Source organism: Colidextribacter sp. OB.20, assembly GCF_009911595.1.
GTDB lineage: Bacteria > Bacillota > Clostridia > Oscillospirales > Oscillospiraceae > Lawsonibacter.
Map to the genome: position 1 here is coordinate 1 of NZ_QWKG01000020.1, position 26814 is coordinate 26814.

22 protein-coding genes and 1 pseudogene are annotated in these 26814 nt (G+C 59.0%); 15 read left to right on the plus strand and 8 right to left on the minus strand.

Translation table 11 applies throughout. From position 1 onward, the window contains the following. The 6 genes and pseudogenes from D1641_RS06365 to D1641_RS06390 all read right to left on the minus strand — a co-directional run. Positions 1-441 (minus strand): annotated as a pseudogene (locus D1641_RS06365) (CAP domain-containing protein); the annotation flags it as partial. Positions 442-542: 101 nt separating this feature from the next. After that, positions 543-1364, minus strand: a complete 822-nt coding sequence (locus D1641_RS06370; RefSeq protein WP_160663822.1) for a class D sortase — start codon at positions 1362-1364, stop codon at positions 543-545. Between the two features lie 5 nt (positions 1365-1369). Further along, positions 1370-2311 carry a cell wall anchor protein gene (locus D1641_RS06375; protein WP_160663824.1) on the minus strand — a complete coding sequence of 314 codons (942 nt, stop codon included), beginning with the start codon at positions 2309-2311 and terminating at the stop codon, positions 1370-1372. Positions 2312-2523: 212 nt separating this feature from the next. Continuing rightward, positions 2524-3477 (minus strand): ParB/RepB/Spo0J family partition protein, encoded by a 954-nt coding sequence (locus D1641_RS06380; RefSeq protein ID WP_160663826.1) that lies wholly within the window; start codon positions 3475-3477, stop codon positions 2524-2526. Next, positions 3434-4255, minus strand: a complete 822-nt coding sequence (locus tag D1641_RS06385) for a ParA family protein (RefSeq protein ID WP_160663828.1) — start codon at positions 4253-4255, stop codon at positions 3434-3436. The genes D1641_RS06380 and D1641_RS06385 overlap by 44 nt, the downstream gene beginning before the upstream one ends. A 325-nt stretch (positions 4256-4580) precedes the next feature. Then, a complete protein-coding gene (locus tag D1641_RS06390) occupies positions 4581-4730 on the minus strand; it encodes a hypothetical protein (RefSeq protein ID WP_160663830.1) in 150 nt (49 codons plus the stop codon). Between the two features lie 558 nt (positions 4731-5288). Here D1641_RS06390 and D1641_RS06395 point away from each other — a divergent pair. Further along, positions 5289-7772, plus strand: coding sequence for an SMEK domain-containing protein (locus tag D1641_RS06395; RefSeq protein ID WP_160663832.1), 2484 nt, complete (start codon positions 5289-5291; stop codon positions 7770-7772). Between the two features lie 631 nt (positions 7773-8403). Beyond that, the gene (locus tag D1641_RS06400) at positions 8404-9930 is read left to right on the plus strand and encodes a recombinase family protein (RefSeq protein WP_347707396.1); all 1527 of its coding nucleotides are present in this window, start codon (positions 8404-8406) and stop codon (positions 9928-9930) included. Here D1641_RS06400 and D1641_RS06405 read toward each other — a convergent pair. Then, on the minus strand, positions 9927-10724 hold the full coding sequence (locus tag D1641_RS06405; RefSeq protein ID WP_243149293.1) for an HAD-IIA family hydrolase: 798 nt from the start codon (positions 10722-10724) through the stop codon (positions 9927-9929). The two genes, D1641_RS06400 and D1641_RS06405, sit on opposite strands and share 4 nt — an antisense overlap. 159 nt (positions 10725-10883) lie before the next feature. Then, the gene (locus tag D1641_RS06410; RefSeq protein WP_160663834.1) at positions 10884-11183 is read right to left on the minus strand and encodes a hypothetical protein; all 300 of its coding nucleotides are present in this window, start codon (positions 11181-11183) and stop codon (positions 10884-10886) included. Positions 11184-11382: 199 nt separating this feature from the next. Between D1641_RS06410 and D1641_RS06415 the strand changes: the two genes are divergently transcribed. The 13 genes from D1641_RS06415 (at position 11383) to ftsY (ending at position 26628) form a co-directional block, all read left to right on the plus strand. Continuing rightward, entirely contained in the window at positions 11383-12927 is a 1545-nt protein-coding gene (locus D1641_RS06415; RefSeq protein WP_160663836.1) for a nitrite/sulfite reductase, read from the plus strand. Positions 12928-12984: 57 nt separating this feature from the next. Then, a complete protein-coding gene (locus D1641_RS06420; RefSeq protein WP_160663839.1) occupies positions 12985-13845 on the plus strand; it encodes a DUF1963 domain-containing protein in 861 nt (286 codons plus the stop codon). 158 nt (positions 13846-14003) lie between these two features. Continuing rightward, on the plus strand, positions 14004-14969 hold the full coding sequence (locus D1641_RS06425; RefSeq protein ID WP_160663841.1) for an ABC transporter substrate-binding protein: 966 nt from the start codon (positions 14004-14006) through the stop codon (positions 14967-14969). Then, positions 14935-15954, plus strand: a complete 1020-nt coding sequence (locus tag D1641_RS06430; RefSeq protein ID WP_160663843.1) for an iron ABC transporter permease — start codon at positions 14935-14937, stop codon at positions 15952-15954. The genes D1641_RS06425 and D1641_RS06430 overlap by 35 nt, the downstream gene beginning before the upstream one ends. Further along, a complete protein-coding gene (locus D1641_RS06435) occupies positions 15951-16706 on the plus strand; it encodes an ABC transporter ATP-binding protein (protein ID WP_160663845.1) in 756 nt (251 codons plus the stop codon). Before D1641_RS06430 ends, D1641_RS06435 begins: the two co-directional genes overlap by 4 nt. Positions 16707-16986: 280 nt before the next feature. Further along, positions 16987-18474, plus strand: coding sequence for a 4Fe-4S dicluster domain-containing protein (locus D1641_RS06440; RefSeq protein ID WP_160663847.1), 1488 nt, complete (start codon positions 16987-16989; stop codon positions 18472-18474). A 146-nt stretch (positions 18475-18620) separates the two neighbouring features. Continuing rightward, complete coding sequence (locus tag D1641_RS06445) at positions 18621-19001, plus strand: GntR family transcriptional regulator (RefSeq protein ID WP_160663849.1); 381 nt, start codon at positions 18621-18623, stop codon at positions 18999-19001. Beyond that, a complete protein-coding gene (locus tag D1641_RS06450) occupies positions 18998-19885 on the plus strand; it encodes an ABC transporter ATP-binding protein (RefSeq protein WP_160663851.1) in 888 nt (295 codons plus the stop codon). Before D1641_RS06445 ends, D1641_RS06450 begins: the two co-directional genes overlap by 4 nt. A gap of 13 nt (positions 19886-19898) precedes the next feature. Continuing rightward, positions 19899-20594 (plus strand): hypothetical protein, encoded by a 696-nt coding sequence (locus D1641_RS06455; RefSeq protein WP_160663853.1) that lies wholly within the window; start codon positions 19899-19901, stop codon positions 20592-20594. A 6-nt stretch (positions 20595-20600) separates the two neighbouring features. Further along, complete coding sequence (locus tag D1641_RS06460; protein WP_160663855.1) at positions 20601-21380, plus strand: hypothetical protein; 780 nt, start codon at positions 20601-20603, stop codon at positions 21378-21380. 515 nt (positions 21381-21895) lie between these two features. Then, positions 21896-25468 (plus strand): chromosome segregation protein SMC, encoded by a 3573-nt coding sequence (gene smc / locus D1641_RS06465; protein WP_201757268.1) that lies wholly within the window; start codon positions 21896-21898, stop codon positions 25466-25468. After that, positions 25465-25746, plus strand: coding sequence for a hypothetical protein (locus D1641_RS06470; RefSeq protein ID WP_160663857.1), 282 nt, complete (start codon positions 25465-25467; stop codon positions 25744-25746). Before smc ends, D1641_RS06470 begins: the two co-directional genes overlap by 4 nt. Positions 25747-25758: 12 nt before the next feature. Continuing rightward, positions 25759-26628, plus strand: a complete 870-nt coding sequence (ftsY, locus tag D1641_RS06475; protein WP_160663859.1) for a signal recognition particle-docking protein FtsY — start codon at positions 25759-25761, stop codon at positions 26626-26628. Positions 26629-26814 lie beyond the last annotated feature (186 nt).

The following is a 26814-nucleotide window of genomic DNA, read 5'->3' on the forward strand; positions in this document are numbered from 1 at the left end:
GTTAGCCCTCCGGGTCTGATTGATAAGCTGTATCAACTCCTGCCGCACATCCAGATTTTCCGGCTGACTTGTGCTGTTTTCGCTGGTGGGCGCTGTTGGAACAGCGGGAGCGCCGGAGCCAACGATGAGCGTCAGGGTTCCGCTCTCTCCGGCACGGTTGGCGGCGGTGATCTCAGCCGTTCCCTCCGCCTTGGCTACGGCCACCCAAAAGCCTGTGATCTGCTCCACCAGCACCGTGTCTGGGTCGCTGGAGGTAACGGTGTAGTCCGTCCCGCTGGGGCCGATGATTAGGCCGCTCCGCTCTCCAACTGTCAGGGTATTACCCTTGCAGCTGCTCACCCGGACAGGCGGGGCCTCCGCTGCCCGTGCGGGGAGGGTCAGGCCGATGGTCAGGGCGGCACAGGCGATTCCAGAGATAAGGCGTTTTAGACTGTTTTTCATTATGAATGACCTCCTTTTGTGTATGTTGGGTGCTTTGCTGTCCCAACAGTAGCACAGAGGGGAGCAAACAGTCCAGTGTGCGAATACCTTTTCAGCGGGTATCAGACCTCTACGGCCCGAACCGCCCAGCGGTAGGCGCTCTGATTGCGGACGCAGGTAAAGAGCGTGACGCAGTTCTCGGCGGTGGGGGCCAGCAGGGAGTTGTCCGTTTCGCTGATCTTGTTGACGCTGGTAACGGAGTAGGTGCGGGTGCCCAGCTTGGTCGTCAGGGTGATTGTGTCGCCCACGTTCAGGTTGTGGATGTCGCCAAAATAGCAGTTGGTCCCCCGGTTGTGACCAGCGATTGCGCAGTTTCCGTCCCAAATGCTGGTGTCCTCAAAGTGGCCCGCCCCTTTTGCCAGGACGGAACTGCCCGTACCCTCGTAGACCTTGACGTTCACATTCAGGCTGGGGATTTTCAGGGTCGCCAGATAGCCGCCCTTGTAGTAGAGATCGGATGTGACCTCCGTGTACCCGGTGAAGGGGGCGGGCGTGGCTGTGCCCCCGGTGGAACCGCCGCCGGACACGATGCCGCTGGGGATGGTGTTGAAGTCAGGCGGGGCGACGGTCACGCCGGTTCCGCCAGAAATGACAGCGCCCTCGCCCAGCATATAGCCGGGGGCCAGATTGGGCGTCAGGGGTGTGCCGGTGTTCAGGGTGTAGGCACTGGGGGAGCCAAAACCGGGCGGGATCAGGGCCGCGTTCTTGCTCACGTCCACGTTGGGCAGCTCGCCCCGGTCAGCCGTGATAACCGGCTCAATGGAGGTGGACTTGCCGTACTCCGGGTCGCCGGGGCCGTCGATGTTGTATTCAAGGGCACTGGCGGGGACAGCCAGGGCCAGGGTCAGGCACAGAACGGATAAAAGCATGGTCAGTTTCTTCATGGTGTTTACCTCCTGCGTTTGATGAAGTAGAACGCTCCGCCGCCCAGCAGCACCACCACGACAACAGCCACCACGGGCAGGACGTTGTTCTTCTCACTGGTGGGGGCGTCAGTGGGAGCATCAGTGGGGTCAACGGGAGTAGTGGGGTCAGCGGGGTCGGTCAGGCCGGGGTCAGAGGTGTCGCCGGGTTCCTCCGGGGCCACGGGTTCCAGAGCCGTACCCTCGAAGATCGCCACATAGCGGACTTTATTCAGATTGATACGGCTGACGGTGCCAGCGTAGTCGGCGGTGACAGTGTAACCCTTCACATAGGAGCTGGTGGCGGAGCCGGAGTAGGAGGCCACGGCGGTAAAATGGCCGTCGCCCTCGGTCTGCCAGTTCACGGTCTGGAGGGTCAGGGAGTGGCCGTTGTCGCTGATGGACTTGGGGATATACTGCGTGTCTTGGTCGGCAAGGCCGGGGTAGGTGCGGGTGGCGGTGACGCTCTTGGTGGCGCTGCCGTACCCGGCCACCTCCACGTTCACCGTGTCCAGCTTCAGGGCCAGCGTCCCGGCAAGGCCGTCCTCGGTGACAAACTCCTTTGTCTGCGGCAAAAGGGCCAGCACCGCGCCCATATCCTTGCTCTTGCTGTTCACGGACACGGTTTCCGTGTGCTGACGGCTCTCGTTGGCGGGAAGTTCCTGCTTCAGCAGGTCGGTGAGGGTGTAGTGATAGCCCTCCTGCTCAAAGTCGGAACGGGAGATGCCAGCGGGATTGTCCTCCGGCCCCAGGTCGTACATCTTCCTGATCTCGCCGCCGTCCTCGCTCCGGGTGACGGCGGTGGGGTAGCAGGGGGACGGCTGGACGGGTTCAGGCGGGTCGGCGGCAAAGGCGGCGGTGGTCAGGCTCATGGCAAGAGCCAGGACGCACAGCAGCCGAGCCGCGTGGATGATGGTTTTCCGCTTCATAGAAAAATTACCTCCAGTTTTTTGATTTTGGGCACAAAAAAAGCCCGTGGCGCTCCACGGGGGCGGTTCAAGGTTTTTACCGGCTGAAAAAGGATGGGCAGAGATTTTCTTTTCAGTAGGTACAGCAGGTTTTGAGGGGGAGAGTGTGAGAGGGGGAGGGCGTGGAAAGTGCCAGGGCCGCAAAAGGGCAGACTTTCCCCCAGGTGTGACGTTCACCGCTCCCGCCCCCTTTCCCGCCTGCGGTACATCTCCAACGCTTTTACAATGGTGTCCTCGATCTTCTGTGCGGGCGTCCCCGCAGGGAAAAACTTGTCGATACGGTTCCGGGGCATTTTGAATTGCTCCACCTGATTGGGCTTTTCCTCCTGCATGATGGACAGGATCACTTCGGGATTGAGCTTGCCTTTTTCGGAAAAGTCCCTGATTTTGATGGCCTGGGCGTGAGAGGGGGTGCAGTCCTCGCTCTCCATGATCTCCAACAAGGCGGTTTGCTGGTTCTCCGGCAGATAGGACAGCTCCACGGCGGGGCGCAGGGCCATTTGTAACCGCCCCTTTTCTTTCAGCACAGAATTGTCTACCATGTCCAGCAGTTCGGGCACAAGGTTTGTCAGGCAGATATAACGGTGAATTTGGGTTTTGCTGTCAGGAGATTGGTCTGCAAGTTCCTGATTTGAGCGTGTTCCCAACTTCGTCCCCACCGGGGACGAGGTTAAATCCCTCCGTTGTCCCTGTCGTTTCATGGCGTCCAGCTTCATTTTATAAGCAAGTGCCTTTTCCGAGGGCAAAACTTTTTCCCGCTGGAGATTGCTGTCCACCATGATAATGATGGCTTCATCATCGGTCAGCTCCCGGACGATGCAGGGCACCGTGGTCAGTTCCGCCAACTCCGCCGCCCGCTTACGTCGGTGGCCTGACACCATCTGATAACTGCCGTCCGGCATGGGCCGCACCAGCGCAGGAGAGAGGACACCACGCTCCCTGACGCTCTCCACCATATGCTCCATTTCCTCATCCATCCGCACCTTGAACGGGTGGTCGGGAAAGTCGCTGATTTGAGCGGCGGGCAGGTCGATCACATAACTGCGTTGGGCGTTGTCCCGTTCCTCCTGGGTGGTAAAGATGCTATCTACCGAGGTCAGAAGTCCGGCTGCGCTCTTTTTGCCCAATTTCCAGCACCTCCTTTGTCAGTTTGCGGTAGGCGTCCGCCGCTCGTCCCCTGGGTTCGTACTGGAAGATGCTCTTGTCCGCCGTGCTGATTTCCGCCAGCCGAACAGTGGACGGGATCACCGTGTCCAGCACAGGCAGATGCCGTCCAAAATTGGATTTGACGCTGTTCACAATGTCCTTGCGGAACGTGGTTTCATTTGCCATCGTCAGAAACACGCCGCCGATTTTCAGCCGGGGGTTGATCTGACGCTGGATGCTCCGCACCGTCCCCACCAGCTCCGTCATGTCCTCCGCCGCCAGATAGTCCGCCTGGACAGGGACGAGAACATAATTCGAAGCAGACAGGGCATTGATGACCAGCATCCCCAGCGAGGGGCGGCAATCCAGCAGAACATAGTCATAGTCCCGCTTCACGCTGTCCACGTATTGCTTCAAGACGGTTTCCCGGCTCATCACGTTCACCAGCCCCACCTCTACAGCGGACAGGCTGCGGTTTCCTGGCACGAAATCAAAGCCCTCATGGTGGTGCATGATCTCCGGGTGGTCAGATGGCTCTGTCCCGGCTACAACATCGTTCATGGCGTTGGCAAGGGTCAGGGGCAGGTCGTGAGGCTTGCGCTGGCCCAGCATCTTGGTCAAATCACCTTGGGGGTCTACGTCCAGCATCAGGACTTTCTTTCCTTCCAGCGCAAGACCGGCCCCCAGGTTGTAGACAGTCGTGCTTTTTCCAACTCCGCCCTTTTGATTTGCTACACTTAACACTTTCGGTTTCGCCATTTGGGGGTTCCTCCTTTCATAGATTTAGCCGCCTGCGGCGAGACAGACGGCTATGTATGGGCATAGAAAAAGCCGCCTTTTCCATGCAGAAAAGGCGGCTCATCCAGTCGGGCGATATGTGATTTTCAGGGGCAGTTCAAAGGGCGGCGCAAAACCGTATGTCCGCATTTCCCGGTGTTTCGTCGTATCAATGCTCATCCCTTGGTAGTAAATTCGTAGTAATTGGGGTGGTTTGCTGTCAGGAAATGCGGCGTTATGCGCTGTTCCACAAGGTTTTGCGGGGTCTTGCAAAATATTTCTGGGCAAGTATCTGAAATTCCCCAATTCATTCAAACTCCACCTCGGATGTGTCAGCATAATCTTCGGGTGAAAGTCCTAAAGCTTCATCAATTTGATAATCAGATAGTAATTTGGCGGTATCAAAATGAGACATAATCGAAACAGTATTTTCGATTAATCCACGGATCACATCCATATTTATCCACACTCCTTCGTATCATTATTATACATGCCAACAATCAATATATCAACAAATTTGCTGATAAAATTACCGAGACAGATTTCTCATTTGTGGTTGCTGAATGGACCCAGCGGACAAAAACCACACTGTCATTAACTCGAGGGTGACAGAGATTGTACGGCAGATTTATCGGTGGTCGCTGTAGGGCTATGGGCGGCAGAGTATTGCCTATTTGTTGAATCATCAAAGGTGTCCTGAATCCGACGTACTACAGGATGGGTCGAAGTTGCAACCATCCTACCAAGAGCAACTTTGGACTATGAAACAAGGAGACAGTGGGGCGGATTCTTGTAAACAAGGTGTACGTGGGCGTTATGTTCCAAGGGTAGCATAAGAATGTTAAGCTACAAGTCTAAGGCTATCATTCGCACATCTTGAACAGTGTATCAATATGTGGTACAATATTTTAAAGTTCTACTATTTTTCTGCTCCATGAAAAGACTTGGCCTTTCGAGTATATGGCCTGCCTACTTGCGGATTTTTAATTTGCCTCAATGCTGAAAGGAGCCTCATATGTATTTACGAGGGTTCTATATCCAAGAGATTGCTTCCCGCCTTGCTTGGATCAAGGCTCAGGTGGAGGTCCTGGATTCATTAAATTTATATGATATCAATATTCATTCCGAGACTTTCTTTTGCGGATTATTAAATGTCATCTTTGGATATAACTTAGAAAACATTAATGATTCCGAAAAGAATTTTCCATCAATAGATTTAGAAGACAAACTCAATAGAGTTGCAATACAAGTCACAACGCAAGAGGCTAGTTCTAAAATTCAATATACTTTAGATAAATTTTTCGAGAATAAGCTTGACAAAACTTTCGACCGTTTAATAGTTCTCATAATCGGCACGAAGCTTCACTATACCAAAATTTTTAAGGTTAAAGAAGGTTTTTCTTTCTCAAGGGAAGACGACATCTGGGATACATCATTCCTTATTCAGGAAATCAAGAAAAAAGAAACAGCAGAGCTAGAAAAAATTTTTGATTACTTATCTAAGGAATTAACTCCAGCCAACGGTTATACAGGCTTTTCTCCTGCCAAGGTTGCCCAAGACATGTATAACAAGGCCCATGCACTATGTACTGTAAAATTACACGCAGCAGGTATTCAAGAGGACATTGCTGCCCGAATAATTGATGCAGACATTGCCAGTTCCAAATATCAATATATACTTGATAGTGCTTTCTCTGGAAAACGATATCTCACTGGTGATTTTGGCACTGGAAAATCCCATGCACTGACAATTCTCGCTCAGCAGTTAGCAAACAACTATCTCGATGATACCAACAATACACTTCCTCTATTTATACAAGCGAAAGAACTCTTTAGAATTGGCTCAGTGCAACAATGGATTGACAGCCTAAACATTGGATCATTATCATATCTCCTGTTGATTGATGGTCTTGATGAGGTCGATGTTAAGTTTACTACACAGATAATCGAGGACATCGATATTCTAGCTGTCTCAAATCCTCAAAGCAAAGTTATTGTTAGCAGTCGCCCACTATTTTCAATATCCGAATCTGGAAAAACGTTTAAAATCTTGTCGCTAACGAATCAGGAGCGGAATGTTCTTTATGATTCCATTGTAGGAGATTCCTCATCAAATTTTGCATTCCACAACCTTGACCCACAAATGAACAGCCTGTTGTCAAGGCCTTTCTTTTGTATTATTTATGCCCTTTTTAAATCCGAACCAAAAAGTTGGGCAAAAACAGACATGGACCTTGTAAGTGCATTTATCAAACGGACTCTTCAGAAAGTTGAAAACCGATCCAGTGTATTAACTGATTTATCTGCTATAGCGGCTAAATCCATAAGTAAAAACCTTGGTGATGTTCATATGTCAGAAATTCGGTTGACAGGTGCGCTGGATAATTTGCTAAAAACGGGGTTCATTTCTCTAACAGACGATTACCTGAGTTTTTCTTTACCAATTATCGGACAGTGGATGGCGGCAGAAGCTATTCGGCGCAAAATTGTACAAATTTCTTCGATTATTGACGACAGAGCTAACACTACTCGCTGGCTTTATCCTTTTTCCATTCTTTTCAGCCAAATGTCCTTTGAGGAAGCTTTGGAGTATTTCTCACAAATTGTACTTAAAATGCCAGATATTGCTGCGAGAATCATTCGGGATGGAATTCGCTTCGGTACTCTACGGTCTGCTCCAACCGAAAATGAATGCGGAAAAATGATTCAACAATGTATGCAATTTTGGATCGATGCTATTGGACCTTTAGCACCATATATTGCTCCAATAGAAGATGGGCGCCTTTATCCGCTTGGAATAAATATCGAAAACGGCCAAATGATTACATATGCTTGGCTAAAGAATTATTCCGGCGAAGTTGTGGTTCCTATGTCTCAAAATGAGTTGATGCAAACTCCTGGCTGTAAAGCCGAGGGTATTCCTGCACAAGCAACTTGGCCTTGGATTATAACACTTGATGCCCTTTCGGATCGCTTGGAAAATGCTGTTCACCATCGATCTATGATTGTAGAGCATACTCAATTATGTGCAGAACATGTATGGAATGTCGCTCTGCAAATGGCTGGAAAAGGCAACGCTTATGAGGGTGAATTATCGTTAGAACCCTGCGAAAAATACAGATGTTATATTGGGAGGTCCCTTCAAATAGAAACCGTATCTGTTCAAACTGATCTGTTTTTTAAAATTATTGACAAACACTTTTCTAGTGGTATTTCCAAAATCTCGCCTCCTTTTCCAGTTTCCGACAGGGCACAAGCATCTGGAGGAGACTGGATGGCCTATTCAACGGAGCGGTACTTAGAAAAAATTCAATTCATTTATAATTCAGCATTGACTGAATATTCCACATTGGTGGATGCGATCTTCTCTTCCTTCAAAAAAGGATTTAGAATTTCTCGGCTTTCCCCATGTAAGCTGGTTGGAAAGCTTATATTTGAAGAAAATTCTGAATATGCACCGTTTCTTACCTGGTATTTTGAAGCACTTCCAAGTAGTTAGCAAAACAGTACAGATATTCAACTTACCAAAACGTCTGTTAATCCATATACGCTTTTAGAATCTATTGCAAAAAACAATTCTATTCTTAGGCCAGAATTAGTAGGTTCTAATATTGCAAGTGTCACAAGTCAGCCTTTATATGGACTCAGCACTACTCCTGTCACGGATGTCGTATATAAATGGTTGGACTCTGAATTGACAGCCATAGGTTGGCTAAAATAGCGTGGGTGCCTGACACTGAACACCCGCGTTGTCCTTAGCAGTTCTTTATACTCTCGCAATACATCTCTCATGTCATTGTACACATGAGAGGTGTATTTTTTGTCCGCGCTAAGATTGATGCTTGTTTTTTCATATTTTATATTTAGTTTCATATGATTTTCTGGAGGTGTTTTATATGAAAAGGCCTATTCTGGTCTTAACTGAGTATCATCCGACTGCACTTGCGCCTCAGATTCAAACTATTCATCCAGTTGTTTCCACTTGGCTCGCAAAGAAATTCCACAAATGATGCCTTTGCCGTTTTATCGGCAAAGGCATTTAAAATAATTTCTTGCCATGCGGCTGCTCATAGGGTATGATGATACCGAGCAGTTACGCCTTGAAGGAGGTGTAACAAATCCTTTGTGCGATCTATACACGACTGAGTAAGGAGGACGAAGACAAGCACCAGCCCGAGTCCGAGAGCATTCAAAACCAGAAGTCCCTGCTTACCCAATACGCCATCGACCACGGGTGGGACATCTACTCGATTTTCTGCGATGAGGACTACTCGGGAGTAGACAGCCAGCGTCCCGATTTCAACCGCATGATCGAGGCCGCAAAAGCGAAGAAATTTCAAATCATCCTCTGTAAGAGCCAATCCCGCTTCACCCGAGACATGGAACTGGTTGAGAAGTACATCCACGGTCTGTTCCCCATCTGGGGCATCCGGTTTATTGCGGTAGCGGACAACGCCGACACGGAGGTCAAGGGCAACAAGAAGGCCCGGCAAATCAACGGCCTGGTGAACGAGTGGTATCTGGAGGATCTGTCGGAAAACGTCCGCATGGTGTTCGACCTGAAGCGGCGGGAGGGAAAGTACATCGGCGGCTTTCCCATCTACGGCTACCGCAAGGACCCGGCGGACAAAAACCACATCATCCCCGACCCTGAGGCGGCGGAGATAGTCCGCCAGATTTACCAATGGTCGTTGGAGGGCCACGGCCGCCAGAGCATCGCCTGCCTGCTGAACCAGCGGGGCATCCCCAATCCCACCCGCTACAAGGCGGAGCGGGGCTGGACCTGCAACCATCCCATCAAGAACGACTTCGGCCTGTGGAACAAGGTGACGGTGGGGCGAATCCTGACAAATGAGATGTACACCGGGGTGATGATTCAGGGGCGGCGGCGGAAGGTCAGCTGCAAATCCAAGGTCATCATTGACACGCCGGAGAGCGAGTGGTATCGGGTGGAGGGCACCCACGAGGCCATCATCGACCGGGCGACCTTCGAGGCCGTCCAGCGGGTTTTAAAGCTGCGCGCCCGAACGGACGGCTCTGGAGAGGCTCACCTGCTGTCCGGGCTGGTGAGGTGCGCCGACTGCGGCTCCACCATGAGCAAGTGCTCCAACGGCAGGCGGGCCTATCTACGCTGTAAGCTGTACGCCGACAGCGGCGGGGAAAAGCTGTGTACCCGCCACTCCGTCCGGCTGGACCGGCTCATTGACCTAATCTCCGACCGCATCCGATACTACGTCCAGACCTACTACCAGCTGGACCCGGCAAACCTCCAGCCCCAGCGGGACACCCGCCGGGAGGCCCTGGAGCGGGAGCAAAAGACCCTGACTGCCCAGCTGGAGAAGCGCAGCCAGGCGCTGAAAACGCTGTATTTAGACCGGGTGTCGGAGGTCCTGGGCGAGGAGCAGTTTGTGGAGCTGAACCAGTCCTTTCTGCAAGAAAAAAGCCGCCTGGAGCGGCGGCTTGATTCGATCCAGAAGGAGCTGTCAGAGCGGGAGCATTCCGATAACCAGACCGAACTGATGGAACGGGCGAAAGAGCTTTTGCGGCTGGAGACCGTCCCCCGGGAGCTGGTGGCGGGGCTGGTGGAGAAAATCGAGGTCTGCGAGCGGGACCCGGAGACCAGTCGGCAGGAGATCAGGGTGACCTGGAGGTTTTAGACCTCCCCCTTGGCCGCCCGGACGATATCCCCTACCCCGTCCAGGATCATGGACGGCCGGTAGGAGAAGGTTTTCATCGTCTCCGGGGTGGAGATGCCCGACAGGACCAGCACGGTGGACATACCGCTCTCCAGGCCGGAGATTACGTCGGTGTCCATCCGGTCACCCACCATCACCGCGTCCTCGGAGTGGCACTTGAGCAGCCGCAGGCCGGTGCGCATCATCAGGGGATTGGGCTTGCCGCAGAAGTAGGCCTTCGTCCCGGTGGCCATCTCGATGGGAGCCACCAGGGCGCCGCAGGCGGGGACAGTGCTCTCCTCCCCCGGGGCGGAGACGTCAGAGTTGGCCCCGATGAGCTTGGCCCCGCCCAGCACCAGGTTGATGGCCTTGGTGATGGTGTTCAGGGAGTAGTTCTGGCTCTCGCCGATGACCACGTAGTCGGGGTCGATGTCGTTCATGGTGATATCCGCGTCGTACAGGGCGTTGAGCAGGCCGGCCTCCCCCAGGGCGTAGACCGAGCAGCCGGGGGCCTGACTCTTCAAAAAGGCCGCCGTAGCCAGGGCGCTGGTGTAGAAGTGCTCCTCGGGCACGTCCAGCCCCATACGGGCCAGCTTCTGCTGGAGCTCCCTGGGCGTGGAGCCGCTGTTGTTGGTCAAAAAGAGATAGGACTTCTTCTCCTCGTTGAGCCACTGGATAAACTCCGGAACCCCGGGCAGAATCTGATTGCCGTGGTAGATCACGCCGTCCATGTCGCAGATGAAGCCCTTTTTCTTCTGAAAATCAATGGAATACATCCTTCTTTTCCCCATTTCTGACCCGCCGTATCCGGCGGGTTTCATATTCACCGATAGTATAACAGATTGCGGGGGAGCACGCAAGAAAAACGAAGTTTTTCGCCAAGGTTTCTTTTTGGTTACTTTTTCTTTTCGAAGAAAAAGTAACAGGGCGTGTCTTTACGGCACCACCCCCTGGGGCGCTGTTCCGTCCACAATGGCGGCGGGGATGCCGGGGAGGATCACGGCGTCCAGGGAGTCCGGATCGCCGGAACAGAGGATGTACTCGGTTTCCAGCCCGGCCTCCTGGGCCCAGGCGCCCACCTTGCGCATGAGGGTGGACTTGCCGCAGCCGGGCCCGCCCTTCAGGATGTAGATGGCCCGGGCCTCCTCGGGGGCGAGGAGGTGGTCGTACAGGGAGTAAAAGCCGGTGGGGGCGTTGGCCCCCAGAAAATATTGAATATGTGGCAAAGCAGTCATAAGCGACCCTCCGTATCAACGATTTTACGCCTCAGCCTATGTCGGGACGGGGGCGTTTGTGCGAAAAACAGCCGCCGAAAATACGCGTTGGGGATTGTATCCCGGTTTGACTTTTGGTATAATGAGGAAAACTTACCATAGCCTGTCTGGAGCGGTTCAGGCGCATGGCAGATTACGACAGGAAAGGCTGGAAAACCGTATGAACAAGCAGTGGACTGATACCTTCTGTGGGGAAATTGAGAGCTTTAAAGACGCCATCGGCGCCTTTGACAAGGGGGAGATCGACCGGAAGGCCTACAAGGGCGTGTCCGGCGGCCTGGGCTCCTACGCCCAGCGGGACCACTCCAGGCACATGCTCCGCCTGCGCCTGCCCGGCGGGCGGCTGACGATGGAGCGGCTGAGGTTCCTGGCCGAGGTGGTGGAGCGGGAGCAGGTGGGCCGGATGAAGCTGACCACCTGCGAGACCATCCAGCTCCACGACCTGTCCGCCAACCAGGTGCCCGCCCTCATGGCGGAGGCGGTGGGTTGCGGGATCTACACCAAGGGGGGCGGCGGCGACAACCCCCGGAACGTGATGGCCAGCCCCCTAAGCGGCGTTCAGCCCGGCGAGGCCTTCGACGTGGTCCCCTATGCAGAGGCGGTGACCAAATATCTGCTGTCCATCTGCCGGGACATTAAAATGCCCCGCAAGCTGAAAATCGCCTTCTGCAACGGGGTGGACGACTGCGTCCACAGCGCCTTCCGGGATATGGGCTTCCTGGCCCAGCCGGACGGCACCTTTGCCCTGCGCATCGCCGGCGGCCTGGGGGCGGCCCGGCCCTCTATGGGCGTGCTGGTGGAGGAGCATGTCCAGCCCAGGGAGGTCCTGTACTACGTCCGGGCCATGGTGGACACCTTCTGCGCCCACGGCGACTATGAGAACCGGGCCAGAGCCCGCACCCGCTATATGCAGGACACCCTGGGCCCCGAGGGCCTGAAGGAGGCCTTCCTCAAGAACGTGGCCGCCCGGAAGGCGGAGGGCGGGCTGGAGGTCACCGGCCTGGAGGCCCCCGCTGACATCGCCAGAGACAGCAGCGGCACTGTGGACCACCCCCGCGCCATCCCCCAGAAGCAGGCCGGCATGTACGCCGTGAAGTACCACCCCATCGGGGGCCTGCTGCCCGTGGAGAAGCCCCGCCAGCTCTATGAGCTGCTGAAGGACATCCCCGGAGCGGAGATTCGCGTGGCCCCCAACGAGAAGCTGTATGTCATCAACCTCACCGCCGCTGAGGCGGAGAAGGTGATTGCTGCCACCGAGGACGGGGCCCGCACCAGATTTGAGTGCAGCGTGGCCTGCATCGGCGCGGCCACCTGCCAGCAAGGGGTCCGGGACAGCCAAGGGGTCCTCCGGACCCTGGTGGAGGCCGTCCGGGAGGCGGGTATCCCCGACGGAGCCCTGCCCAAAATCGTGATCTCTGGCTGTCCCTCCAGCTGCGCCGCCCACCAGGCGGGGGCTATGGGCTTCCAGGGGGGCGTGAAGCTGGTGGACAAGAAGCCTCAGCCCGCCTTTAAGATGTTCCTCAGCGGCACGGACCAGGTGGGCCAGGCCCGCTTCGGTCAGGAGGTGGGTACCGTTCTGGAGGCCGACCTGCCCGCCCTGCTGGTGGAGCTGGGCAAGGCGGCGGCCGCCGCCGGCCAGGACTGGCATCAGTGGTCGGAGGACCACGCCGCTGAGCGGGACGCCATCATCGCCAAATACCTGTAACCACAAAACCGCGGGGCGGCCCGGCTGGGCTGTCCCTGCTTTTAAGGAGGCGCTCACATGGACATGAAAAAGATTGACCCTCCCCTGGAGGCACTGCTGGAGGACATCAAGGCCCGGACAAAAGTCCCCGCCTACCGCCTGCGGGTCCAGCGGGGGAAGACCCCCGGCCTGACCGACAGCAAAATCGGCGGCCTGCCCTACTGGGACCTGAGCCGGCCCTACCCGGCGGACGAGAAGGGCCAGCCCTTGCAGCTGCTGGCTCAGATCAACTTTGGGGCGGAGGACATGGACAAGCCCTTCCCCAAAACCGGCCTGCTCCAGTTTTTTATCGGTCAGGACGAGGTATTTGGCTGCAACTTTGCCTCCGCCCCGGACCAGAAGAACTACCGGGTGGTGTACCACCCGGAAATTGACGGGAGCGTCACCCCGGACCAGGTGTCCGCACTGGGCGTCCCTGGCCTGGTGGACGACTACAGAACCAGCCCCCTGGAGGAGGTGCTGGCCATCCGCGCAGAGCGGGAAGACAGCTCCGCCAACGACCGCTCTTTTGTCTTTGAGGACGCCTTCCGGGCGGCGGTGAAGGCTGTGATGGGGGTGGACATAGGAGAGAAGAAGTCCTGGGAGTTTCTGGAGGAGGACGCCTATGATGAGCTGTTTGAGTCCTTTCTGGATACTGACGACGGCTGCGAGAACGGCGGCCACTGGATGCTGGGTTACCCCAGCTTTACCCAGGAGGACCCCCGGACAGAGGACAGCCCCTTCGACACCCTGCTGCTCCAGATCGACTCCATGCAGGATGAGGAGAACAACTACTCCATCCTCTGGGGGGACTGCGGCGTGTGCAATTTCTTCATCGCCCGGACCGACCTGGAGAGGCTGGATTTCAGCCGGGTGCTCTACAACTGGGACTGCTGCTGATTTTATGCACTCCGTAGGGGGCGGCCTCTGTGCCGCCCCGGATGCGCATCATGACACCATACCGGCGGGGCGGCGCGGAGGCCGCCCCCTACACCAATTTGCACCAAAAACAACACGGCGCGCCGTGTTCCCGCGCCCTGCGAAAAGGATAACAAACCATGAAACAACGCATATTTATCACACTATTGCTCCTTGCCCTTCTGCTGGCCTCCTGCGGGCGGACGGCCCAGCCCCCCGTGGAGTCTGGGCCGGTGGACGCCTCCTCTGAGGCCGGAAAAATTGCCTTCACCGACGGCCTGGGCCAGGAGTTTTCCATCGACCCGCCCCGGCGTGCGGTGGTGATGATCGGCAGCTTTGCCGACGTGTGGGTGCTGGCGGGGGGAGAGGAGGTCCTGGCCGCCACCGCCAACGACGCCTGGGAGTCCTACGGCCTGGAGCTGGGGGAGGGGACTGCCAACATCGGCTCCCCCATGAAGCCCAGCGCCGAGCTGGTGCTGGCGGCGGAGCCCGACCTGGTGATTGCAAGCAGCCTGTCCCCCTCCAACCTGGAGCTGAGGGAGACCTTCGACCGCTCCGGCATCCCCGCCGCCTACTTCGACGTGTCCTCCTTCCAGGACTACCTGGACCTGCTGGAGCTGTTTACCCGGCTCACCGGCCACCCGGAACGCTATGAGCAGTACGGGACCGCCGTCCAGGCGCAGGTGGACGAGGCCGTGCAGCGCAGGGCCGTCTATGACTTCATCCCCACTGTGCTCACCATTCAGGTTTCGGGGAGCAGCGTGAAGGTGAAGAACAGCGAGGACAACGTGCTGGGCCCCATGCTGAAGGACCTGGGCTGTCTCAACATCGCCGACCGGGACGGGGCCCAGCTGGAGGAGCTGTCCCTGGAGGCCATCCTACAGGCCGACCCGGGCTACATCTTCGCTGTCTACCACGGCACCGATGAGGCGGCCGCCCGGGCCAATCTGGAGGAAACCCTGCTGTCCAACCCCGCCTGGGCCTCCCTCAGCGCGGTGCAGGGGGGACGGTTCCACATCCTGGAGCGGAGGATGTACAGCCTGAAGCCCAACGCCCTGTGGGGGGACGCCTATGAACAGCTTGCGGATATCCTCTGTGGGGAATAAGGGCCGGGCCGGGGTGATCGCCCTGCTGGCGGGGCTGGTGGCGCTGGCCTCGGTGGCCAGTCTGGCCTTCGGAGCGGTGTCCATCCCGCCCGGGGAGGTCATCGCCGCCCTGCTGGGCCGGGGGAGCGGCACAACGGCCTCCATCGTCCTATACGCCCGCCTGCCCCGGCTGTGCGGCTGTCTGCTGGCGGGGGCGGCCCTGGCCTGTTCCGGCGTGATCATCCAGGGGGTGCTGAACAACCCCCTGGCTGCCCCCAACATCATCGGGGTCAACTCCGGGGCGGGGCTGGCCACCGCAATCTGCTGCGCTCTGGCCCCCAGGGCGGTTCGGCTCACCCCCATCGCCGCCTTTCTGGGGGCGCTGACGGGGGTGCTGCTGGTGCTGGTCATCTCGGAGCGGGCGGGGGCGGCGAGAATCACCCTGGTGCTGGCGGGAGTGGCGATGTCCAGCATGTTCAGCGCCGGCATTGACGCGGTGGTCACCTTTTTTCCCGATGCCCTCAGCGGCTACACCGACTTCCGCATCGGCGGGGTGAAAAATCTGTCCATGGCCCGGCTGGCCCCCGCCTTCTGGGTGATTTTGATTGCCCTGGCGATTGCCCTGTCCCTGTCCAACGAGCTGGACCTGCTCCTGCTGGGCCGGGAGACCGCCCGAAGCCTGGGCCTGCCCGCCAAGCGGCTGCGGCTGGTCCTGCTCATGCTGGCGGCGGCACTGGCGGGAGCGGCGGTGAGCTTCGCCGGCCTGCTGGGCTTTGTGGGCCTGCTGGCGCCCCATATGATGCGCCGCCTCGTGGGGGAGGACAGCCTTCCCCTGCTGCTGGCCTCCGCTCTGGGGGGCGGACTGCTGCTCACCGCCTGCGATCTGACCTCCCGGCTCATCTTCGTACCCTTTGAGCTGCCCCTGGGGGTGGTGCTGTCTTTGACAGGGGGACCCTTCTTTATCTGGCTGCTGCTGCGGCAGCGGAGAGGGGGCGGCGGGCTGTGATTGAGCTGAAAAACCTCTGGGCGGGCTACCCAGGCCGCCCGGTGCTGGAGGATGTGACCCTGGAGCTCCGCCCGGGGGAGGTGCTGGCCATTCTGGGGCCCAACGGCTGCGGCAAGAGTACCCTGCTCCGGTCGGCCAACGGCCTGCTCTCCAGGGCCGGAGGGGAGGTGCTGGTGGACGGCGTGCCTCTGGAGCGGCTGTCCGCCAAAGAGATTGCCCAAAAGGTGGCCTATCTGCCCCAGTCCCGGACCACCCCCAATATCACCGCCGCGCGGATGGTCCTCCACGGCCGCTTTCCCTATCTGTCCTACCCCCGGCGATACCGCCGGGAGGACCGGGAGATGGTAAAGCGGGCGCTGGAGTGGGTGGGGGCGGCGGAGCTGGCTGACCGCCCCCTGACCGAGCTGTCCGGGGGCCAGCGGCAGAAGGTCTATCTTGCCATGGCCCTGGCCCAGGACACAGAGACCATCCTGATGGACGAGCCCACCACCTATCTGGACGTGAGCTGTCAGCTGGAGGTGATGGCCCTGGCCCGGCGGCTGGCGGGGTCGGGCCGGGCGGTGGTGATGGTCCTCCACGATTTGACCATGGCCCTCCAGTACGCCCACCGGGCGGCCCTGCTCAGCGGCGGCCGTGTGGTGCGGACGGGCGCGCCGGAGGAGCTCTATGCCGGAGAGGCGCTGGAGCGGGTGATGGGCGTCCGGCTGGGCCGGGTGGAGACAGAGGAGGGCTGGCGGTATTTTTACAGGTAAGGGGACTGTTCTTCCGTAGGGGGCGGTCTTTGTGCCGCCCCGGGACTTATGCCGCGAACGACAGAGCGTCAGAGAGACTGCCCCCTACTGTAATAAACGTAAAAAGGGGCTGGTCAAACGGGGCGGAATGGTGTAAAATGTCACTTGACAACAGGGACCAGCCCTAGTAGAATGGTTGGCGAAATGAAAGAAAACCTGCAAAACGCAGGGAAATCTCCTAAAAATTGCAGAGATCACATACAGACTGTCTTTTGGCAGGAACAGGAGGAAGAGAGAACATATGAAGCACACCTTTGAAACAAAAATTCAGGAGCTGAAGACCTCCGTGCTGGCCGAGGTGGCCCGCCTGACCTGGGAGGATAAGCTCCAGACCGGCATTCTGGACATCCCTGAGAAGATTATCCCCGGCCCCGAGTCCAGCCTGCGCTGCTGTATCTACAAGGAGCGGGCTATCATCGGAAGCCGGGTCAAGATGGCTATGGGGGGAGACAAGTCCAACCCCAGCGTGGTGGAGGTCCTGCCCATCGCCTGCGACGAGTGCCCTGTCACCGAGATGACGGTCAGCGCCTCCTGCCGGGGCTGTCTGGCCACCCGCTGCGTCCACGCCTGCCCTAAGGACGCCATCAGCATTGTCAATCACCGGGCCACCATCGACCACAGCAAGTGCATCACCTGCGGCAAGTGCGTCAGCGCCTGCCAGTACAGCGCCATCGTGAAGAACCAGCGCCCCTGTGAGAAGGGCTGCCCCGCCAAGGCCATCTCCATGGGCCCGGACAAGAAGGCGTCTATTGATATCAACGAGTGCATCTCTTGCGGCAACTGTGTCTATCAGTGCCCCTTCGGGGCCATCCAGGACAAGTCCTGGATTGTGGACACCATTAATATGATCCGGGGCGGCGCCCATTGGGGCTACAAGACCTACGCAGTCATCGCCCCCTCCATCGCCGGCCAGTTCTCCCCCGCGACCTACGGCCAGGTTGTGGCCGGCCTGAAGAAGATCGGCTTCTCGGGCGTGGCCGAGGTGGCCCTGGGCGCCGACATGGTGGCCGACCGGGAGTCCGACGAGCTGGCGGAGAAGGGGGTCCTCACCTCCTCCTGCTGCCCGGGCTTTGTGGGCTATGTGAAGAAGAAGCACCCCGAGCTGAACCAGTATGTCTCCCACACCCCCTCCCCCATGGTCATGATCGGCCTGCACCTGAAGGAGAAGGAGCCCGACGCCAAGGTGGTCTTTGTCGGCCCCTGTGTGGCCAAGAAGAAGGAGTTCCAGCTGGGCCGCACCATGAACGCCATCGACAGCGTGCTCACCTATGAGGAGCTGTACGCCCTGTTCCAGTCCAGGGACATCGACCTGGAGACGCTGGAGGAGGCCGAGCTGGACGAGGCCAGCGGCTATGGCCGGAACTTTGCCCGCAGCGGCGGCGTGGCCGAGGCCGTGGTCCAGACGCTCAAGGAGAAGGGCAGCGACTTCCAGGCCAAGGCTGTCCCGTGCAGCGGCACCGCCGCCTGCGAGGTGGCCCTGATGAAGCTGAAGGTGGGCCGCCTGGAGGGCAACTTCATCGAGGGCATGGCCTGCGAGGGCGGCTGCGTCCAGGGGGCCGGCTGTCTGGTCCGGAGCCCCAAGAACAAGCTGGATGTGGAGAAGCACGCCAAGGAGGCCAACGATCAGGGCCGGGGCGTGGTCCAGGCGGTGAATGCCGCCAAGGGCGTCGAGACCCCCGCGCCGGCAAAGGCCGCAGCAAAGGCTGAGGGCAAGGCTGAGAAGGCGTAATCGAATACCTATCGATCACCGTCCGTTTTGGACGGTGATTTTTTTGCAAAAATCTATTTTCCCTCTTGACAAGGGACTCTATTGGTGATATGGTTAGTTACACAAGTAATGAACCAACAAACAAATACAATCACGGAGGTGATAAAATGCGCGGGACTTTAAACGACCAGTCCCTGATCTATTTGCAGATTGCCCGGATGCTGGAGGACGACATCCTCCGGGGAGTCTACCGGGAGGAGGAGCAGGTGCCCTCCACCAACGAGCTGGCCCGGGGGTACAACATCAACCCGGCCACGGCGGCCAAGGGCATCAACCTGCTGGTATCGGACGGAATCTTGTACAAGCGCCGGGGCATCGGCATGTTTGTCTCGAAAGGAGCGGGGGAGACCGTGAAGCAGAAGAGGAAGGCCGCCTTTTACGACGGCTTTGTAAAGCCCCTGGTGAAGGAGGGGGCGTCCCTGGCCCTCACCGGGGAGGAACTTTTGGCCATGATTCAACAGGCCATTGGAGAGGAGAAAGAAAAATGAACGCTGGAACATTAAAGGCAGAAAATCTCTGCAAATCCTACAAGGACAAGGAGGTCCTGCACAATCTGGACCTGACCATCGAGCCGGGGAAGATCTACGGCCTGATCGGGCGCAACGGGGCGGGCAAGACCACCCTGCTGGGCATTCTCACCGCCCAGAACACCAAAAACAGCGGCGAGGTCACCTACGACGGCCAGCCGGTGTGGGAGAATCAGCGGGCCTTAAGCGACATATGCTTCTCCCGGGAGCTCCAGCCCACCCTGTTCTCCGGGCCCAACAACCTGAAGATCAAGCACTATCTCAAGTCCGCCGCCATCTACTACCCCAACTGGGACTTTGACTACGCCCTGCGCCTGCTGGACGAGTTCAAGCTGGAGACCAAGAAGAAAATCTCCCAGCTGTCCAAGGGCCAGATGTCCATGGTGACAATCCTGATTGCGTTAGCCAGCCGTGCCCCAGTGACGATCCTGGACGAGCCCGCCGCCGGGCTGGACGTGGTCATGCGGGAGCGCTTCTACCAGCTCCTCCTGGAGGACTTTGCCCAAACGGGCCGCACCTTCATCGTCTCCACCCACATCATTGAGGAGGCCGCCTCTGTTTTTGAGCGGGTCATCATCCTGGACGAGGGCCGCATTTTGGAGAACACCGACACCGAGGAGCTCATCAGTCAGTTCCGCTACGTCTCCGGCCGGGACGACGTGGTGGACGAGGCCTGCAAGGGGCTGGAGGTGCTGTCCACCCACCAGATGGGCCGGCACAAGACGGTGGCCGTCCGGGGGGACGCGGTGAAGCTGGAGGCCGCTCAGGAGGCCGACGTGGATATCGCCCCCATGAACCTGCAAAACGTCTTTGTGTCCCTGTGCGGCCACGGGGACACCCAGTAAGGGGGCGGGAACGATGGTAAAATCCTTCCGATTTCTCCTGAACTTCACCTGGGCCAACCTGGGGGCCATCTTCGGCTTCGCCGCCGTGGTGATCGTGGGCTGCTACGCCACCGGCGTGCCCGATAACCCGGAAAGCGGCAATCTCTTTGAGACCTACTACTCCATGTTTCCAACTATGATCCTGCTGTGCCTGTTTCTCTACGCCTTCGCCCTGTGCACCAATAACCTGAATCTGGGGCTGTCCTTCGGAGGGCGGCGGGGGGACTTCTTCTGGGCCCTCCAGGGGATTATGGTGTTCTACGCGGCCATCTGCTGGGCCCTCCAGCTCTTTATGTCCGCCTTTCCCGCCCTGGCCAACTGGGAGGCCCGGGAGCGGTGGACCCTGCTGAACCTGTTCGGGGGCCGGGTGTGGGTCTTCCCCCTGGTGTGCCTGGTGCTGATGGTGCTGGGCTGTCTCAGCGGGATGGTGGTGGTGAAACACAAGGTCCTGGGCGGTATCCTGGTCACCCTGTCTATTTTTGTTATGATAGGGGTTACATGCTTTATGATTTTGTTGACTGAGACCAAAATCATGGACTTTCTTCTGGATACGGAGTGGAGCTGGCTGTGGACCACCCTGCCGAAGGTCATGGCCGCCGTGCTGACCGTCTGCGCCGTGGGGGGAGAGCTTTTCATTTGGCGGACCATCCAGCGCTATGTTGTGAGGTGAGTGGAGATGATGAAAAAACTGATTAAGCTGAACCTGGACGACCTGGCCCTCTACCTGGCGGTGGAGGGAGGCCTGTTCCTGGTGATTCAAATTATCATCGGCTGCGTCATGCGCTTTGGCCGGCCGGACACCAGCGTCACCGTGTCCTGCATCCTGTTCCCTATTGTGGGCGGCTTCACCGCCCTGGTTGCGGGCATCTCCCATGTGGGGGTCAGCTTTGACCAGGCCCTGCGCTTCGGCCAGACTCGGAAGCGGGCCCTGGGCCTGACCCTGGGGCTGTGCGCCTTCGAGTCCGCCTTCGCCCTGGCCCTGGGCGGACTGCTGGCCGCCGTGGAGCGGTTCCTCTGTGTCCCCCTGTGGGCCAGGCTGTCCGGGATGAACGGCTGGGTAATGGGAGGGTCCGGTGTGATGGAATTTGCAGTCTCTCCCGGCCACGACGCCCCTATTACCGGGAAGATCTTTGAGAATATGGCCGGGGAGCTGGTTCCTGTGCCGGAGAAAACCCTGATTATTGAGACATTTACCCTGGACTGGTACTGGTGGCTGCTGATCTTCGCCCTGGCTGTAGGCGGGGGCATGATCGTCGGGGCGGTGCTCCAGCGCTTCGGGGGCAAGGGCGGCTGGATCATCTGGGGTATCTGCGTCGTCCCCATGCTCCTGCTTCAGATTTTTCCCCGGGAGCTGGTCTCCTCCGTTGAATTGATGGTCCCTGTACTGGCTGTCCTTTTCGTGGCCGGATTCCTCTGGTCCCTCTGGTCCTTACTCCACGCGGTGGTGCGGTCATAGCGCTGAAGCGGGCGGTCGAAAGACCGCCCGCTTTTGGTTGCTTTTGGATGGAAGATGTGGTATGCTGAAAACAGGAAAGAATGATCTTTCAGCGCTGCTTGTAACGGTATGCGGTTGGCCCTCTGACAGGGGGCAGCTTCTTTGCCCCCTGATCCTGCGAAAGGGGGGCTTGCCCTATGGTGACTTACTCTGATATGTTTACATACAGCCTGGTTATCATCGGCATTATCGGTCTCTTCATTGCGGCCAATAAAAAGAAGTAACCGCCCGGTCCCTCAACCTGCGGTTACTCCTTTTTGAGTAATTAAGTTTTAGGGGGCCAGCCGCTTGCCGGCAGCGCCCTTTCTATTTTTAGTATAGCCGCAAGTTCAGGCTTTGTCAATCGTCCTATGCTCTTTTCCCCAGAAAAGATAATTGCATTTTCCCCGGCCTTTTGGTATAATGTAACATCTATTGGTATGTACAGACGCAGGCGGGGAGAGAACCCGCCGTTCAGATGATATGAGGTGGCCTGATTGTATCTAAAAGCATTGGAAATCCAGGGCTTTAAGTCCTTTCCTGACAAGACGGTCCTCACCTTCGGGGAGGACATCACCGCCATTGTAGGGCCCAACGGCTCGGGCAAGTCCAACATCTCCGACGCCATCCGCTGGGTGATGGGGGAGCAGTCCACCCGGGCTCTCCGGGGGGGCAAGATGGAGGACGTGATTTTCGGCGGCACCGCCAAGCGGAAGCAGACGGGCTACGCCGAGGTCTCTCTGGTGCTGGACAACACCGGCCGCCTCTTCGACATGGAGGAGTCCGAGGTGATGGTCACCCGGCGGTACTACCGCTCCGGCGAGAGCGAGTACTATATCAACCGCCGCTCCGTCCGCTTAAAGGACGTAAACGAGCTGTTTATGGACACCGGCCTGGGCCGGGAGGGCTACTCCATCATTGGCCAGGGCCGCATCGACGAGATCCTTTCCGTAAAGTCCGCCGACCGCCGGGAGGTATTTGAGGAGGCCGCCGGCATCTCCCGCTACCGCCACCGGAAGGAGGAGGCGGAGCGCAAGCTGGAGCGCACCGACGAGAATCTGGTCCGCATCAACGACAAAATATCCGAGCTTGAATTGCAGGTGGAGCCCCTCCGGGAGCAGAGCGAGAAGGCGAAGAAGTTCCTGGTCCTCCGGGATGAGCTGCGGGGGCTGGAAATTTCCGTCTGGCTGGACACCCTGGAGCGCATCCGGGCCGGCAATATCAAGCTGGAGGCCGACTACCAGGAGGCCGTCCGCCGAAAGGAGGAGGTCCGCGTCGCCCAGGAGAAGGCCTATGCCGCCGCGGAGAAATTTTCCCAGGAGATGCGGGATAAGGACGTGGAGGCCGACCGGCTCCGGTTTGAGATGCAGGGCCGCCAGGCCCAGGCCAACGAGCTGGAGTCGGCTATCGCTGTGCTGAAAAGCAGCATCCAGCACAATCTGGAGTCCGCCCAGCGCATCAAGGCCGACCTGGAGCAGCAGGAGGGCCGGGAGGGCTCTCTGGCCGAGCAGATCGGCCAGCGAAAGGCCCGGCTGGCTGAGATTGAGACCCAGCTGGAGGAGGGACGGGCTGCCCTGACGGACAAGAGCCGTCAGGCGGAGGAGGCCGCCCGGTCCGCCGGCACCCTGGCCAAGGAGCTGGAGGAGCTGCGGGCCAGGGCCGATCTGGGGACCTCCGGGGCCGCCGAGGCCAAGGCCCTGCTGTCCGCCCTGGCCGCCGCCGCCCAGGAGGTCATGGACCGGGACGAGACCGTCCGCCGGGAGGCCAACGAGCTGGAGGACCGGCTGGAGGAGGCCCAAAAGGAGGCCCGGTCCGCTAAGCGCCGGTACGACGACGCGGTGGAGGAGCGGGACGCGGTAAAAAATGTGATCCAGGGCTACCAGCTGCGGATGGACTCCCGAAAGAAGAAGTGGGACCAGACAAAGGAGCAGCAGGTGAAGCTGCAGATGGAGGAGAACGCCCTCACCTCCAGAATCAAACTTCTCACCGAGATGGAGCGGGAGCACGAGGGCTACACCAAGGCGGTCAAGCTGGTGATGGCCGAGGCCCAGCGGGGGACCCTGAGCAATATCCACGGCCCGGTGGCCGACCTGCTGAAGGTCCCGGATCAGTACACCGTTGCCATTGAGACCGCCTTGGGCGGGGCCATGCAGAACATCGTGGTGGACCGGGAGGAGGACGGCAAGGCCGTTATCCAGTATTTGAAGCGCCGGGACGGGGGAAGGGCCACCATCCTGCCCCTCAGCTCCATCCGCCCCGGCTCCCTCCGGGAGGAGCGGGAGCTCTCCGGAGAGCCCGGCTTTGTGGGTGTCGGGGACAAGCTGATCTCCTTCGACCCCAGATATCAGAACGTATTTTCCAACCTGCTGGGCCGGGTGGCCGTGATGGAGAACCTGGACGCCGCCATCGCCGCCGCCCGGAAGTACGGCTATAAGTTCCGCATCGTCACCCTGGACGGCCAGGTCCTGAATCCCGGCGGGTCCATGACGGGCGGCTCCGCCAGCCGCAGCGCCGGCATCCTCAGCCGGGCCAACGAGCTGGAGCGGCTGAACAGCCAGCTGGCCGGCATCCGCACCCGTGTGGCGGAGACGGCGAAGGCGGTGGCCGAGGCGGAGCGGGAATCCACCGCCGCCGCCTATGAGCTGGAGACCTCCCAGGCCCAGCTGCGCACCTGGGAGGATGCCATCCTGAAGGCGGAGGGCGAGCTGTCCCAGCGGCGCACCGTCACCGCCGAGCTGGAGCGCCAGGGGGAGACCCACCGGGAGGAGCTGGAGCAGCTGAAGAGCCGGTCCGCTCAGATCGAGACCGACACCCGGGCTGCCCGGGCCCGCATCCAGACCCTGGAGGGGGAGACCGCCGCCCTGAAAAGCGAGGCCGAGGGCAAGGCCAGGGGCCAGACCGAGGTCCAGGAGCGGTCTGCCCGCATTGCCCGGGAGGCGGCGGAGCTCACCGCCGCCCAGGCGGCCCTGGAGGCGGAGCGGGAGGCCACAAGGTCGGGCCTCACCGAGCTGGAGAACCTCAAGGCCAGCATGGCCGGGGACCGGGACCAGAGCCGGGCGCTGATGGCCGGCTATGAGGAGAAAAATCAGAGCATTACCAGGGAAATCGCGGAAAAGGAGGCGGCCCTGGCGGGCCTGCAAAGGGAAAACCAGAGCCGGAGTGAGACCATTTCCCGGCTGAATCAGGAGAAGCTGGACCTGGAGGGCCAGCGGGTGAAGGCCACCAGGGAGAGCCAGGGGCTGAACGAGGAGCTGCTGCGCACCGAGGGGGAGGCCTCCCGGCTGGAGCAGAAGAAGGTGGCTGCCTCTCTGGAGGAGAAGCAGCTGTTAGACAAGCTGTGGGAAAACTATGAGCTGAGCCACGAGGCCGCCCGCCAGCAGAGGGTGGAGATCGAGTCGGTCCAGAAGGCCAGCCGCCGCATCGCCGAGCTGAAGCGGTCCATCTCCGGACTGGGCAGCGTGAACGTGGGGGCTATCGAGGAGTTCCAGCGGGTGAACGAGCGGTACACCTACCTCACCGACCAGCGGGACGACGTGGACAAGGCCAAAAAGGAGCTGGAGGAGATCATCGCCGGCATTACCAGTGAGATGAAATCCATCTTCCAGCGGGAGTTCGACACCATTAACGAGGCCTTCGGCCAGACCTTTCTGGAGCTCTTCGGGGGCGGCAAGGCCACCCTGGAGCTGGAGGACCCGGAGGATATCCTCAACTGCGGCATTGAGATCAAGGTCCAGCCCCCGGGCAAGGCGCTGAAAATCATCACCCTGCTCTCCGGCGGTGAGAAGGCCTTCGTAGCCATCGCCCTCTACTTTGCCATTTTGAAGGTCCGCCCCACCCCCTTCGTGGTCATGGACGAGATCGAGGCCGCCCTGGACGACAACAACGTGGTCCGCTTCGCCCGGTATATGCGGGCTATGTCGGAAAAGACCCAGTTTATCGTCATCACCCACCGCCGGGGCACCATGGAGGAGGCCGACGTGCTCTACGGCGTCACCATGCAGGAGCAGGGCGTGAGCCGTATGCTGACCATTAACCTGAACGACGTGGAAAAGGAATTGAATATCCGATGAACGAGGACAAGAAAAAAACCGGCGACTGGAAGATGATTATTGGGGGTATCCTCCTGATTATCGTGCTGTTCGCGGCCATTAAGCTCATATTCTGGGGACTGGGAGAGGCCATTCCCCAGAGCCGTCTGAGCGGAGGACAGAGTGTCTCCGCCAGTCAGAGCGCCCCCGATACCGATGCGGAGGCCCCCAGCTTCTGCGTCCACTGCGGCAAAGCCCTGCCGGAGAGCTTCCAGTGGGGGCAGTTCTGCCCCTGGTGCGGGGAAAAAATTGAACAATAAGGAGTAACACCCATGGGCTTTTTTGACAAGCTGAAAAAAATTAACATTTTCTCCGGCTTCGGCTCGGAGCTCACCGACGATTTCTACGACGAGCTGGAGGAGTCGCTGATTCTGGCCGACACCGGCATGGACGTGACCCTGGAGCTGGTGGAGGAGCTGCGCCGCCGGGTGAAGGCGGAGGGCGTCAAGACCGTGGAGGGGGCCCGGGAGGTGATGGTCCAGGTGATTGCCGACGCCCTCAGCGCCGGGGACACCGCCCTGGATCTGTCCACCAAGCCCTCGGTGGTGCTGTTTATCGGGGTGAACGGGGTGGGCAAGACCACCACCATCGGCAAGATCGGCCATCAGCTCCGGGAGGAGCGGAGGAAGGTCCTCTTCTGCGCCGCCGACACCTTCCGGGCGGCCGCCGCCGAGCAGCTCACCATCTGGGCGGACCGGGCGGGGGTGGATATCATCAAGCAGCAGGAGGGGGCCGACCCCGCCGCGGTAGTGTTTGACGCCATGTCCGCCGCCAAGGCCCGGAACGCCGGGGTGGTGCTGGTGGACACCGCCGGCCGGCTGCACAACAAGCAGAACCTGATGAACGAGCTGAACAAGATCTCCCGGGTCATCGACCGGGAGCTGCCCGGCTGCGCCCGGGAGACACTGCTTGTTCTGGATGCTACCACAGGCCAGAACGGCCTCATCCAGGCCAAGCAGTTCAAGGAGGCGGCGGGCATCACCGGCATCGTCCTCACCAAGCTGGACGGCACCGCCAAGGGGGGCATTGCCATCGCCATCGCCAGGGAGCTGGGCGTGCCCGTGAAGTATGCCGGGGTGGGTGAGGGCATCGACGATCTGAAGCCCTTCGACGCCCAGGAGTTTGCCCAGGCGCTGATTTGAGTGGGTGAAGGCGTGTAGGGGCCGACGACCCCGGCGGCCCGTTTTACGGAATTGCGGCATTGTATGGACGGCGTGCCGTGGTCGTCGCGTTCTGCGTGCGGCGCGTGTTCAATGTAGGGGCGGACATTGTCCGCCCGCACGATGATGCGGTGGGTATCATTAGAACGGGCGGATCATATCCGCTCC